The 12,524-nt window shown below is 40.0% G+C and carries 13 protein-coding genes; 9 read left to right on the forward strand and 4 right to left on the reverse strand.

Annotated features, from left to right (window positions below; all coding sequences use genetic code 11):
- Position 1 precedes the first annotated feature (1 nt).
- The 4 genes from nuoM (at position 2) to FTV32_RS04475 (ending at position 5,057) form a co-directional block, all read left to right on the forward strand.
- Positions 2-1,621 carry an NADH-quinone oxidoreductase subunit M gene (gene nuoM / locus FTV32_RS04460; RefSeq protein ID WP_180028046.1) on the forward strand — a complete coding sequence of 540 codons (1,620 nt, stop codon included), beginning with the start codon at positions 2-4 and terminating at the stop codon, positions 1,619-1,621.
- Positions 1,622-1,624: 3 nt separating this feature from the next.
- Entirely contained in the window at positions 1,625-3,181 is a 1,557-nt protein-coding gene (gene nuoN, locus FTV32_RS04465) for an NADH-quinone oxidoreductase subunit NuoN (protein ID WP_180028047.1), read from the forward strand.
- A 132-nt stretch (positions 3,182-3,313) separates the two neighbouring features.
- A complete protein-coding gene (upp, locus tag FTV32_RS04470) occupies positions 3,314-3,949 on the forward strand; it encodes a uracil phosphoribosyltransferase (protein WP_035267277.1) in 636 nt (211 codons plus the stop codon).
- 118 nt (positions 3,950-4,067) lie between these two features.
- Positions 4,068-5,057, forward strand: coding sequence for a hypothetical protein (locus tag FTV32_RS04475; protein WP_035267282.1), 990 nt, complete (start codon positions 4,068-4,070; stop codon positions 5,055-5,057).
- Between the two features lie 28 nt (positions 5,058-5,085).
- Here FTV32_RS04475 and gigC read toward each other — a convergent pair whose 3' ends face one another.
- Positions 5,086-5,964, reverse strand: coding sequence for a LysR family transcriptional regulator GigC (gigC, locus tag FTV32_RS04480; protein WP_180028048.1), 879 nt, complete (start codon positions 5,962-5,964; stop codon positions 5,086-5,088).
- A gap of 84 nt (positions 5,965-6,048) precedes the next feature.
- Here gigC and FTV32_RS04485 point away from each other — a divergent pair, with 84 nt between their 5' ends.
- The gene (locus FTV32_RS04485) at positions 6,049-6,810 is read left to right on the forward strand and encodes a ferredoxin--NADP reductase (protein WP_035267285.1); all 762 of its coding nucleotides are present in this window, start codon (positions 6,049-6,051) and stop codon (positions 6,808-6,810) included.
- A 102-nt stretch (positions 6,811-6,912) separates the two neighbouring features.
- Here the strand turns inward: FTV32_RS04485 and FTV32_RS04490 are convergent, their stop codons facing one another.
- The gene (locus tag FTV32_RS04490; protein ID WP_035267287.1) at positions 6,913-7,335 is read right to left on the reverse strand and encodes a hypothetical protein; all 423 of its coding nucleotides are present in this window, start codon (positions 7,333-7,335) and stop codon (positions 6,913-6,915) included.
- Between the two features lie 158 nt (positions 7,336-7,493).
- Here FTV32_RS04490 and FTV32_RS04495 point away from each other — a divergent pair, with 158 nt between their 5' ends.
- The 3 genes from FTV32_RS04495 to FTV32_RS04505 all read left to right on the forward strand — a co-directional run bounded on the left by FTV32_RS04495 (position 7,494) and on the right by FTV32_RS04505 (position 9,902).
- On the forward strand, positions 7,494-7,745 hold the full coding sequence (locus tag FTV32_RS04495; RefSeq protein ID WP_035267289.1) for a hypothetical protein: 252 nt from the start codon (positions 7,494-7,496) through the stop codon (positions 7,743-7,745).
- Positions 7,746-7,946: 201 nt separating this feature from the next.
- Positions 7,947-9,626 carry a mechanosensitive ion channel gene (locus FTV32_RS04500; RefSeq protein WP_035267290.1) on the forward strand — a complete coding sequence of 560 codons (1,680 nt, stop codon included), beginning with the start codon at positions 7,947-7,949 and terminating at the stop codon, positions 9,624-9,626.
- A gap of 66 nt (positions 9,627-9,692) precedes the next feature.
- The gene (locus FTV32_RS04505) at positions 9,693-9,902 is read left to right on the forward strand and encodes a hypothetical protein (protein ID WP_035267292.1); all 210 of its coding nucleotides are present in this window, start codon (positions 9,693-9,695) and stop codon (positions 9,900-9,902) included.
- A gap of 120 nt (positions 9,903-10,022) precedes the next feature.
- Here the strand turns inward: FTV32_RS04505 and FTV32_RS04510 are convergent, their stop codons facing one another.
- Together FTV32_RS04510 and FTV32_RS04515 are read right to left on the reverse strand one after the other, a co-directional pair.
- The gene (locus FTV32_RS04510; protein WP_180028049.1) at positions 10,023-11,222 is read right to left on the reverse strand and encodes an NAD(P)/FAD-dependent oxidoreductase; all 1,200 of its coding nucleotides are present in this window, start codon (positions 11,220-11,222) and stop codon (positions 10,023-10,025) included.
- 102 nt (positions 11,223-11,324) lie between these two features.
- Positions 11,325-12,185, reverse strand: coding sequence for a 1-aminocyclopropane-1-carboxylate deaminase/D-cysteine desulfhydrase (locus FTV32_RS04515; RefSeq protein WP_180028050.1), 861 nt, complete (start codon positions 12,183-12,185; stop codon positions 11,325-11,327).
- Between the two features lie 143 nt (positions 12,186-12,328).
- Here FTV32_RS04515 and FTV32_RS04520 point away from each other — a divergent pair, with 143 nt between their 5' ends.
- Positions 12,329-12,523 carry an NF038215 family lipoprotein gene (locus FTV32_RS04520; protein ID WP_035267295.1) on the forward strand — a complete coding sequence of 65 codons (195 nt, stop codon included), beginning with the start codon at positions 12,329-12,331 and terminating at the stop codon, positions 12,521-12,523.
- Position 12,524: the final 1 nt, after the last annotated feature.

The raw sequence follows: 12,524 nt of genomic DNA on the forward strand, positions 1-12,524 counted from the left end.
GATGGAAAACATCAATAACTGGTATTTACCCGCGCTGATCCTCATTCCGTTCATTGCTGGTTTTATTTGTTGGGTCGTTGATAAATTAGATCAACACCTACCACGTTATATCGCACTTGTGGGTATGCTCATTACTTTGGGCATGACCGTTGCTTTATGGCAATTTGGTACCTACAGCTACCAAATTGGTGAAACTGTACCGACTTGGTCTGCAGAGTTCTATGTACCTTGGATTCAAACCCTTGGCATTAACATCCACTTAGCGGTGGATGGTCTTTCACTTCTCATGGTCGGTTTAACTGCTTTACTAGGTGTATTGGCGGTTGGCTGTTCTTGGGGTGAAATTCAGAAGAACGTTGGTTTCTTCCACTTAAACCTTTTATGGTCTTTAGGTGGCGTGATCGGTGTATTCTTGGCTGTTGATTTGTTCTTGTTCTTCTTCTTCTGGGAGATGATGCTCGTTCCAATCTACTTCTTGATTGCACTCTGGGGCCACAAAGGTGCTTCTGGTAAATCTCGTGTTTACGCTGCGACTAAATTCTTTATTTACACGCAGGTGGCTGGTCTGATCATGTTGATTGGTATCTTAGGTCTTGTGATCTACGGTTTCATGATGACAGATACAATCAGCTTCAGTTATAACCATTTACTCGCTGTTGCGAATACATTGGATGCTAACCCACAAACGTCATCAATTGCCTTTGCATTTATGATTTGTTTGTTTATTGGTTTTGCAGTCAAACTTCCTGTTTTCCCATTGCATGGTTGGTTACCAGACGCGCACGCACAAGCACCTACAGCAGGTTCTGTAGACCTTGCGGGTATCTTAATTAAGACAGCGGCTTACGGTTTACTTCGTTTCGTCATTCCATTCTTCCCAGTTGCTTCAGCGCAGTTTGCTGATGTAGCAATCATTTTCGGTTTAATCGGTATCTTCTACGGTGCTTGGTGTGCTTTCCAGCAAACCGATATGAAACGTTTGTTGGCGTATACGTCGATTTCACACATGGGCTTTGTTTTACTTGCAATCTACGCAGGTAACATCCTGACCTTCCAAGGTCTGATGGTCATGATGTTGGCTCACGGTTTATCGTCAGCAGCATTATTCATTATGTGTGGTCAAGTGTATGAGCGTCTTCACACACGTGATTTACGCTTGATGGGTGGTATTCGTGGTCAATTCCAGTATTTACCATTCTTCTTGATGTTCTTTATTGCTGCGCTTGTAGGTATCCCTGGCTTAGGTAACTTCATTGGTGAGTTCCTCATCTTGATGGGTGCATTTGCTCAATTCCCTACATTCACGATTATTGCTGCGATCAGCTTAGTATTTGCGGGTCTATATGGTTTAATCCTGATTCATAAAGCGTTATTTGGTGTGCCAAACGAAGAGCAAAAACAACACTATGCGAACCCATTAAAAGATCTTAATGCGCGTGAGCTTGGTATTTTGTTAATTTGTGCGTTCGGTCTGTTATGGCTTGGTTTGTATCCACAAAGCTTCCTTGATATTTCAGAATCAAGTTTGGCTTGGATTGCGAATAGCTACATTCCAGTACAAGAAGTAGTTGAAGTGGTTGAACAAGCCACAACTCAACTCGAAAATGTGGAGATGCAATAAGTCATGAACTTCACACTATCATTTTCTGAGCTAATGCCATTAGCTCCTGTGATGATTGTTGCTTTAACAGCAATCATCGTAATGATTTTGACTGCAATCAAACGTAATCATAATTTGATTGCGACAGTATCTGTTATCGGTCTTAACCTTGCATTGTTGAATATTCTATTCACGTTGTTTACAGGTTCTCAGATCTCACCAAATGTCATGAACCTATTTATGGTTGATGCTTTTGGTCTGTTCTATCAAGTGATTATTTTGATTGCTGCATTGGCTTGTTGCACACTGTCACATGCATATATCGAAACCTATAAAGATAATCGTGAAGAACTTTATCTATTAATGTTGATCTCTGTTTCAGGGGCAATGTTAATGGTAACAAGTTCACACTTTGCATCATTCTTCATTAGCTTAGAGTTAATGTCGATTCCAGTGTACGGTCTGATTGCTTATACCTACCAACGCGGTAAGTCACTCGAAGCGGGTATTAAATATCTTGTACTTTCAGCAACTGCTTCTGCAATGTTGTTGATGGGTATGGCTTATGTTTACTCAGTTCTAGGTTCATTATCATTTGCGGGTCAAGTGGATGATATGTTCTGGGCGTTAACTAAGTCTCAAGATCCTCAATTGATGATGGCGCTGCAAGCTTATATTCCTCAATTTGGTGAGAAACTTACCACTGTATTTGGAATCTTAGGTCTTGGTTTAATCATCACAGCTGTTGCATTTAAATTGTCTTTAGCGCCATTCCATAAATGGACGCCAGATGTGTATGCAGGTGCTCCAGCACCAATTGCAACATTCCTTGCTACTGTAGCTAAAGTTGCAATGATTGGTTTATTCGTACGTTACTTACTGTCTTCAGGTGTAATTGGTATCGAATCGATCAAAACGATTTTGATCGTCATTGCAGTGTTATCAATCTTGATTGGTAACATGCTTGCAGTGAAACAAGTGAACTTAAAACGTATTTTGGCATACTCGTCAATTGCGCATTTTGGTTACTTATTCCTTGCTGTTGTTACGACATCTTTCTTAAGCTTAACGTCAGTAAGTTTATATGTATTAACGTATGTATTAACGACGATTGGTGCGTTTGGTGCTGTAGCGTTGATGTCTAGCCCATACAACAACAATGACGAAGCAGAATCACTTGCAGACTACCGTGGTCTATTCTGGCGTCGTCCAGTATTGACGGCAACACTGACTGTGATGATGCTATCTCTTGCAGGTATTCCGTTAACTGCAGGCTTCATCGGTAAATTCATGCTGATCATGACAGTTGTGTCTGAAGCACATTGGTTCTTCGCTGCGATGATCATTGTGGGTTCTGGTATTGGTCTATACTATTACCTACGTGTCATGATCGTCATGTATATGACGCCACCAGACACACCACGTATTGATGCTGATAAACATTGGGGTCAAAAAGTGGGTGGTATTATGGTATTGCTTGCTGCGCTTGCAGTGCTTGTAATCGGTGTATATCCAGATCCAGTCATTGCGATGGCAAATCAAGCACAATTGATCGCGCCATTACATATCGTTCTTCAATAGTTGATCGATTAATCTAAAAAAACTATTTTTGTTAACAAAAAAAGCCCTCATTCATTGAGGGCTTTTCTTATTTCTTATATTAAAAACATTTATAATAGACAGAATTTACATTTATACTTCAGGTGTTCTCCCGTGCCAATCCAAGAAATTCGTCATCCGCTCATTCGTCATAAATTAGGTTTATTACGCCGTGCAGATATCAGCACGAAGAACTTCCGTGAGTTAGCGCAAGAAGTCACAATGTTACTGACTTACGAAGCAACCAAAGATTTACCTGTTGTAGATCACGAAATTAATGGCTGGAATGGCCCGGTGACAACACAGCGTATTGCAGGTAAAAAAATTACTGTTGTACCAATTTTACGTGCTGGCATTGGTATGCTTGATGGTTTCTTAAATCTTATTCCAAGTGCAAAAGTTTCTGTTCTTGGTTTAGAGCGTGATGAGGAAACATTAGAAGCACGTACATACTATAAGAAATTGGTACCTGACGTACAAAACCGTATAGCGATGATTATTGATCCAATGCTTGCGACTGGATCATCATTGGTTGCTGCTATTGATGTCCTTAAAGCGAGTGGTTGTAAAGATATCCGAGTGATGGTTTTGGTTGCAGCACCAGAAGGTATTAAACGTGTGGAAGAAGCACATCCTGATGTTGTCATTTTTACCGCAGCTGTGGATAACGGTTTAAACGAGAATGGTTATATCGTTCCGGGTCTTGGGGACGCTGGCGATAAAATTTTTGGTTCTGTACAAAAAGATTAAAATTTGATTAAATTATAGAGGAGGCTAAGGCCTCCTTTTTTATTAAGATTTTGATTCAACGATAAATTTAAAAAAACTAATTACTAAGAATCAATCTTTTTTATGCTGGGGAAATAACATGTTTTACAGGGGTGTTTTACATTCGTACGACCCTGCATTGAAAGCAGGAATTATCAAAATCAATGATCATGATTTTGATGTACATTTCGTATTGAATGACATGGCAAATTCCAGTATCGCGCCTCAAATTGGTGAGCGTGTGAAATGTATCGTGGTCGATAAAGACGACCAGCGTCATGCAAAATTTATCGTGCGGTTAGACAATAAACATGCACGCGTCGAACAACCCTTGAATCAACTTTTTTATCGTGCGCACGAAGATTTAGAAGGTGAGTCTAAGAAGTTTGAACAAGAGCTAGATGAGCTGATCGAAAAGCGTCTTGCAGATCAGGAAAGTACGCTTGACTCACAAACACAAATCCAAGATTTTGAACTAAATTTTAATACACTGAGTAAAGAATCAATCGTGTTGGATGGTTCTGGTGCTGAACATCATGCAGATCAAGTTTCAGATCCAGTATCTAAAATTTCCTTAGGTGAACCTCTTGAGGAAGAGCAAATTAAAGAAATGCTCGAATCAAAGCCAAGTCGCCGTGTGCCAGTCTTAGATGAGTCAGCTGTCGTACCACTTACGAAAGTTCAACCTTTGAATGAGAGTGCGCCTGAAGAGAACGTAGATGATCATCTACCCGAGCCAACCCATGCAAAAGGGCGCCCACCAAAAGTTGTACGTAAAGAAATCCCTGATGTTAAAACGCATTTTCAATTAAAATTTAATGCGCAAAAATTCATTACGAGTTCGCGTGTTGATGAATTCGGAGCTGATAAAAAATCAAAGAAAAAAGCCAAGAAGATAAAAGATCCAAACAAGCAATTTAATCCATGGATATTTGCAAGTATTGTCCCTATTTTAGTGTTTATTAATCTGGGTGTTTGGGGATTTCAAAAATATGAGCAATACAGAGAAGAGCAAGACGCAAAAGCAAAAATTTATGCGGTAGAACAAGAACACATTATCAAAGAACAAAAGAAAGAAGCTGAGAAATAAAAAAAGCTCCAATGAGGAGCTTTTTTTATTAAGCATCACAGAATTTCATAAAGGCTTTTAAACCAGGTCCCTGATATTTTTGACGGTGTACTAACATAAATAAAGGACGTGTGAGTTGCCAGAACGGCGTTTCTAAAATCACCAGTTGCTCTTTTTCTCTTAATGGTTCAATAGCTAATTTTGAAATACATGACATGCCTAAACCACCAGCAACAATTTTCAAAATAGCTTCATTATGACCCAAAGTTAAACGAATATTGGCATTCGGTAAGTCTTGCAGGATTGCGTTGTCAAAGACTTCACGAGTCCCTGAACCTTCTTCACGTAAAATCCATTCAGCCTGTTTAAAGTCTTCAATGGTCAGAGGGCGGTCTAATTTCGCCAAAGGATGGTCTGGTGAGCAACACACTGCAAGCTCATCATCACGCCAGTGGATCGATTGTAATTGAGGTAAGTGACATGAACCTTCAATAAGGGCTAAATCAAGTTGGAATTGATTAACAGCTTCAATCATTTGACGCGTATTGCCCACTTGAAGTTGCAAATGTGCTTGTGGTTGTAATTGAAGAAAATCAGCCATTAAATCAGGCATCAAATAATCACTAATGGTCAAAGTCGCCCCAATACGGAGATCAATACTTTGAAGCTCGCCTTTTGCCGCTTGTTCAAATGATTCACATCGACCTAAAATTTCAAGCGCCTGTGGAAGTAAAAAACGACCCAAGTCATTCAGTTGTAATCGTTTTCCTAAGCGATCAAATAATGGTGCACCGAGACCATCTTCAAGATCTGCTAACGCCATACTTGCAGCACTTTGTGTGAGTCGTACAGCATCACTTGCTTTAGTTACCGTACCCTCTTGAGCGACAGCTACGAAAACAGCCAGTTGGCGTAATGTCATGCGCATGAATGAAGCCTTAATGTGAAAAAATATTAATAAATTATATTGTCATGCTACCATGAGCGCAGTCTGTCATGCCACGTAGAAATTATGTCAATTGAAAAATTTAGCGTAGAAAAAGTCCTTTCTGTACATCGTTGGACCAACACTTTATTTAGCTTTACCATGACGCGTCCCGCACATTTTAAATTTACCGCAGGGCAGTTCGCGCGTATTGGTTTGAAAGTTGGCGATGATTTGGTGGTACGTGCGTATTCTGTCGTTTCATCGCCTTTTGATGAAACCTTAGAATTCTTTTCAATTGTTGTACCAGATGGTGCTTTTACATCAAATTTACAACATCTCAAAGTTGGTGATGAACTTTATTTGGAAAAGATTCCTTATGGATTTTTGACGTTAGCACGTTACCAGTTACCTATGCCAAATGACCTGTGGTTATTGGCGACAGGCACGGGGCTAGCACCATTTATTTCTATGTTGCAAGACTTTGAAGTATGGCAAAAATATAAAAATATTCATTTGGTTTACAGTGTGAGGACAGCAAGCGAATTGGCTTACGTAGACCGAATTCAGGAAGTCGCGGATACCTTTGGTGAAGGTCATACAGGATTTAAATTTGTGCCAATTATTACACGTGATCCAAATGCACCATTGCATGATCGATTGCCAGTATTAATCGAAAATAGAGCGTTAGAGAAAACCGTAGGTGTCGATTTTAATCCGCAAACGTCACATATCATGCTGTGTGGGAATCCCCAAATGGTTGAAGATACAAAAGAGGCTCTGAAAGCACGTGGCCTGACCATGAATCGTCGTGGTGAAGGAAATATTGCGGTAGAGAACTATTGGTAAGTCCAAATCACCCTATCCTACGAGGAGAGGGAATTGAGGCACAAAAAAACCTCCATCTCGGAGGTTTTTTTCTAAATTACATAGGAATACTATGCGACATACTTAATGGACAAACATATCCATAAATTGACGAATCTCTTGAATCGCAGTATCGACATCGCTCGTGAGCCAAGTCGGTTCAAATAAACCTGCATAATGTTCCAAACGATCGTGTGGAACCACTAAACGAATTGGGCATTCTTCCTCGAGTAAACGCCAAGGAATAATGGGCACTTCATTATCTAAGAAGCAAGCGATGTTACGAATGTCGATGATCATGCCGTTGACACATTCAGGAAAGGGCATCACCGAAAATTCTTCAGTGCGACGGCGGAAATACTCTAAGTCACCCCACTTCAGCACATAGCTTGGTTTCGTAAACTCAATAATTCCAATCAAATGCCCATCACGGGTATGATGCAAAGAACAGGCATGAGTGACATCTGTGTCTAAATCTAAAGAGACACTTTGTCGGCGATAGGTCATACAGATCGACAATAAAAATGAGGAGGGTGCATATTATACTCTATTTTGCATCACAGCTCATGTGCTTTGATCAGTACGAATTGATAATGTTTTTTCACACAAAACAACATGATAGATTGCTAGTATAAAAAATCATCAAAATACATAAGAGGGGCATCATGGTAGATCAATCCAATCATCCGACCCATAATGATCAAAAGAAGAAAAGTAAGATCCCAGTGTATATTCTGATTATCGTTGGTATTTTTTTAGCAGCCTTCATTTTCTATATGCTCGCTGATCGTGAACCAACACCAGGTCAAATTCCTGCTGATACGACTATTCCTGCAACTCAAGATAATGCAGATACAGCAACGGCAACAGATTCAGCAGTGGATAATACCGTTACTGCGGTCGCAAACGATCAATAAACCACTACACTTTTCACGTTTAAACCCAGCTTCGGCTGGGTTTTTTCTTGATTTGCAACAATGTGTTGTATTTATGATGCTTTGAGTTGATTAAAAAATATTCGAAATTTATGGTGTGATGACGCGATCGAAAAATGATCTAGGGAAAAGAATTAAATCAATCGTAATTCAGAACACTTAACATAAGAAGAGGCGTAACCAATGAATGATGAATATAACGGCTTCACTCGAACTGGGGGCTTTGATGCAATGTATTATTGGGAGCAATTCCAACCAATTATTGCTGCAGTGGCCATTTTACTCATAGGATGGATCATCGCTTTAATCGTTGCCGCAGGGGTTAAGAAGGTACTTGCAAAATTAAATACCAATCAAAAATTAAGTAGCGCGACAGGACATCGCTCAAATATAGAAAATATCATCTCCAGAGTCGTTTTCTGGCTGATCCTCATTATTGCTGTTATCGGTTCACTCAACGTTTTAAACCTGACCAGTGTGAGTGGTCCTTTTAGTAATATGGTTCAACAATTCTTACTATTTATCCCACAATTATTGGCTGCAGTAGCAGTTGGTTTTATTGGATGGATCGTAGCCAATTTGGTCAAAGTTGGATTAACTCGACTACTCAGTCGTACACAATTGGATGAAAAGCTCAGTCAAGACGTTGGTGTGAGCTCATTTAGCCAAAATATCAGTGAAATTGTTTATTGGCTCATTTTATTGCTGTTCTTACCGATCGTGCTGTCTATTTTGGGCTTAAATGGTTTGTTATATCCAGTTCAGAATATGGTGACTGAAGCCGTTGCCTACTTGCCGAATATCTTTATGGCAGGTGTGATTTTATTTGTTGGTTACATTTTGGCAAAAATTGTACGAGGTATTGTCGAAGGCCTACTTTCAAGTTTGAATGTCCAACAGCAAGCTGAAAAAGTCGGAGTTTTTAAAAATTCTAATCTGCCTAAGCTATTAGGATCATTTGTATTTGCCTTAGTAATCATTACTTCACTGATTATTGCGTTTGAGGCTTTGGGTGTAGACGCGATTTCACAACCAGCAACGGCTATGTTGTATGAAATCATGAATGCAATTCCACATATCATCGCAGCAGGTTTAATCCTGATCATTGCTTATGTGGTCTCACGTTTCGTATCTAATCTTGTGGTTGAAGTGATCGCTGGGACAGGTGTTGATAACATTCCTCAAAAGCTCGATATGCAACGATTTTTGGGTCAAACCAAAATATCAAAAGTTGTCGGTCATTTGATTGTATTCTTCACCATGCTCTTTGCGGTGTCTGAAGCTGCGAATCGTTTGGGCTTTGATCAAATTAGTGATTTGATTGCGATGTTCATTTATTTCGGAGCGAATGTACTTTTAGGAGCAGTTATCCTCGTCATTGGTTTCTGGTTAGCAAATCTTGTTGCCGATGTGGTGAAGCGCGGTGAGACCAATAGCGCACATTGGTTAGCGAATCTTGTCCGAGTACTGATCATTGGTTTAGTCGTTGCAATGGGCTTGCGTGCAATGGGAATCGCTGACTCGATCGTAAATTTAGCCTTTGGATTAACACTTGGAGCGGTTGCTGTCGCTTTTGCACTTGCATTTGGTCTAGGTGGTCGCCAACCTGCAGAGCGATTGTTGACTGACTTAATCGATAAAGCGAAATCTGACGCGAATAAGCCAAGACCAAATCAGCCTGAACAAGTCACGCCACCACTTACTGAGCAAATGGATGCTTCAACTGTTGCGGAAGAATATCAAGACGAAGACATTCCACCCACGCAAATTGATGTAGAGGCACCAACTCAACCATTGAATAATCCTTATGGGTCTACAGGGGAGTCAGATCAAAATACGCCGCCTAAAAATGACCCTAAATAACATGTAATTTTGTGTCGGGATCAGTCAGCATGGTTTGGCTGATCCTCATGAAAAAGAGTAAAAATTATGAGTAAGAAATTTAATAAATTATTCGCCCCAATAGTGATTGCGGGTATCACCGTGGGTTTTTTAGCAAGCGCTTACCGCTTTGTTTTTGCAAATTCAAAAGCTACTGAAAACAACAGACTCAATACACCATCTATTGATGATGCAGTAACAGATCCAACCACACAAATGATTGATTCAACTGATACCAACGCCCAAAGACCCTCATAAATTACTTCCTTTAGAAAAGATAAATCAATAATGAAGCATTCGATTGATCAATAGGGACGATATTCAAAGAGGGCAAAGGATGCCCCCTTTAATGAAAAAATGAATAATACTCGTTGTTAATTAGACATACTCAGATGCGGCATGTGCAGATGACCAAGCCCATTGAAAGTTAAATCCACCTAAATGGCCAGTTACATCGAGTATTTCACCGACGAAGAAAAGTCCTTTTTGCTTTTTACTTTCCATTGTTTTTGAGGAAACTTCAGTGGTATCAACTCCACCTAAAGTCACCTCAGCCGTACGGTATCCTTCAGTCCCAGAAGGTTTAACTTCAAATGCATGAAGGCGCTGGGCAATCGTCTCTAACTTCTCATCACTGATATTACCGATTGATATTTCAGCTTGATCCATCCAAATCAACTGTTGCAATTCAACTACGACACTCTTGGGTAAGTGTTCAGCGAGTAAGGTGCGGAGTAACACTTTAGGTTGATTTTGTTTTCTAGTTTTAAAAAAATCCAAGAGATCAAGACTCGGTAAAAAGTCGACTTTAAAACTTTGACCCACATCCCAATAGTTTGAGAGCTGTAAAGAACTTGGACCACTTAAACCACGGTGCGTAAACAAGAGTGCTTCAGTAAAGCTATTGAGATGATTGCTTAATGTCGCTTCAACAGCATTGCCACTGAGTCGTGTCGTCACTTCTTTGAAACCATCAGAAAAAGTAAAGGGGACTAGACCTGCACGAGTCGGATAAACATAGTGTCCAAATTGTTTAGCAATCTCATAGCCAATGCCTGAGCCTCCAAGCGTCGGAATTGAGAGACCACCAGATGCGACCACGACAGATTCAACTTCAAAATAACCTAAATTGGTTGCTACTTGAAAACCGTGCTCCTCAAGGGCGTTGACGGCTTTCACCTCGCAACTGGTTTTGATGTCGACTAGACCAGTTTTGTCACATTCAGCAAGTAACATGGCTAAGATTTCTTTCGCGCCGTTGAGGGTAAAGAGCTGACCGTGTTTACGTTCTTCGTATTCAATGCCATATTCGCAGACCAAGGCAATGAAATCCCAATTGGTATAACGAGTGAGTGCTGAGATAACAAAATGCGTGTTATGTGACATATAGTTATCAGGCTCAACATACAGATTGGTAAAGTTACATTTACCGCCACCTGACATGAGAATTTTTTTCCCCACTTTATTGGCTTTTTCAACCACCACGACACGACGCCCACGTTGAGCAGCCATATATGCGGTCATTAAACCAGATGCACCCGCACCTATTACTAAAACATCGTATTGCTTGGAAGACATGAAAATAATCAAAAAACGAAACAGCGCAATTATAACGGTAAATTAAGATGAACTGAGCATTATCGGATTAATTCAAGCGAACAGAAGCAGAAGCAAGATCAACTAAATCGTTCGACCTTGAAGCCCGCCCGAATGAATGACTAAAACTTTAGCGTTTTTGGGGAAATAGTTTTGTTGTATAAGATCATGAATGCCAAACATCATTTTTCCGGTATAGACTTGTTCAAGTGGAATACGGTATTCATATTCAAACTTTTCAATAAATTGAATCAGTTCAGGTCGGGTTTTGGCATAGCCTCCGAAGCAATAATCATCAGTGATATGCCAGTTGTGTTTACCCGTCAGTAGTTTTACTTCATCATTCAGAAAATTTCCTTTTAACGCAGAAAATCCAATAATTCTTTGATGGCTTAAACTGCGTTCAATCAATCCTGAAATCGTACCGCCTGTTCCGACAGCACAACAAATGAAGTCAAAGGTCTGATCAGCATCTTTTAAAATTTCTTGAGTGCCCTGAATGGCAAGCGAGTTGGTGCCACCTTCTGGAATTAAATAACTTTCAGGAAAGCGTTGCGCTAAGTGAGCTAAAAACTCAGGATCATGTTTGTGTCGATATGCTTCTCGTGAGATAAAATGCAGCGCCATACCAAAACGTTCTGCGGTGGCGAGGGTGTGATTGCGTGCTGAGTTTTTGAGTTCTTCACCACGAATGATCCCAATAGACTGAAACCCAAATTGATGTGCAGCAAACGCTGTGGCGGCAATATGATTTGAATAAGCCCCACCAAAGGTCATTACATTCTCAAAGCCTTGACGTTTTGCCTCAATAAAATTGTATTTCAGTTTATAAAACTTATTTCCAGAGATATGTGGATGAATTTGGTCTAAACGGCGAACGGTGATGTTTAAACCATTTAAAGAAATTTCCTGATCTTGAACCTGTTGGGCAATCGTATCAAACATAGTGCGAGCATTTGGTTTTTTAAGAGTATAGCGGATTTCGAATCTTAGCTCTTACTCGGAGAAATTGAAAAACAGTGAAAAATATGTTTAAAAAATAATCAAAAGTGCTAATCTGAAAGAAAACGGAATTTTGGGAGGGTGGCATGAAGCAATCTCTATCCATTTTATTATTGGGTTTGTTTGTTTTAACGGCCTTAGGCTGTGAGCAGGATTTTCTAAACAAACCAAAAACTGAAGCACGAAGTATGATTATTGCTGGTGTACCTGTACAGGAAAGGGACTATCGTCTGTCACCGCACGAAACTGCATATAATGAAGCACTGTCAGATGATGATTAGC

The sequence above is a fragment of the Acinetobacter sp. YH16032 genome, from assembly GCF_013417345.1.
Classification (GTDB): Bacteria; Pseudomonadota; Gammaproteobacteria; order Pseudomonadales; family Moraxellaceae; genus Acinetobacter.

What these genes read in the sequence shown, in the direction of transcription:
- FTV32_RS04475 (WP_035267282.1), top strand. Translation starts at nt 4,068, where the DNA reads ATGTTTTACAGGGGTGTTTTACATTCGTACGACCCTGCATTGAAAGCA.
- FTV32_RS04490 (WP_035267287.1), bottom strand. Translation starts at nt 7,335, where the DNA reads ATGACCTATCGCCGACAAAGTGTCTCTTTAGATTTAGACACAGATGTC.
- FTV32_RS04495 (WP_035267289.1), top strand. Translation starts at nt 7,494, where the DNA reads ATGGTAGATCAATCCAATCATCCGACCCATAATGATCAAAAGAAGAAA.
- FTV32_RS04485 (WP_035267285.1), top strand. Translation starts at nt 6,049, where the DNA reads ATGTCAATTGAAAAATTTAGCGTAGAAAAAGTCCTTTCTGTACATCGT.
- gigC (WP_180028048.1), bottom strand. Translation starts at nt 5,964, where the DNA reads ATGCGCATGACATTACGCCAACTGGCTGTTTTCGTAGCTGTCGCTCAA.
- nuoN (WP_180028047.1), top strand. Translation starts at nt 1,625, where the DNA reads ATGAACTTCACACTATCATTTTCTGAGCTAATGCCATTAGCTCCTGTG.
- FTV32_RS04510 (WP_180028049.1), bottom strand. Translation starts at nt 11,222, where the DNA reads ATGTCTTCCAAGCAATACGATGTTTTAGTAATAGGTGCGGGTGCATCT.
- FTV32_RS04500 (WP_035267290.1), top strand. Translation starts at nt 7,947, where the DNA reads ATGAATGATGAATATAACGGCTTCACTCGAACTGGGGGCTTTGATGCA.
- FTV32_RS04520 (WP_035267295.1), top strand. Translation starts at nt 12,329, where the DNA reads ATGAAGCAATCTCTATCCATTTTATTATTGGGTTTGTTTGTTTTAACG.
- FTV32_RS04515 (WP_180028050.1), bottom strand. Translation starts at nt 12,185, where the DNA reads ATGTTTGATACGATTGCCCAACAGGTTCAAGATCAGGAAATTTCTTTA.
- nuoM (WP_180028046.1), top strand. Translation starts at nt 2, where the DNA reads ATGGAAAACATCAATAACTGGTATTTACCCGCGCTGATCCTCATTCCG.
- FTV32_RS04505 (WP_035267292.1), top strand. Translation starts at nt 9,693, where the DNA reads ATGAGTAAGAAATTTAATAAATTATTCGCCCCAATAGTGATTGCGGGT.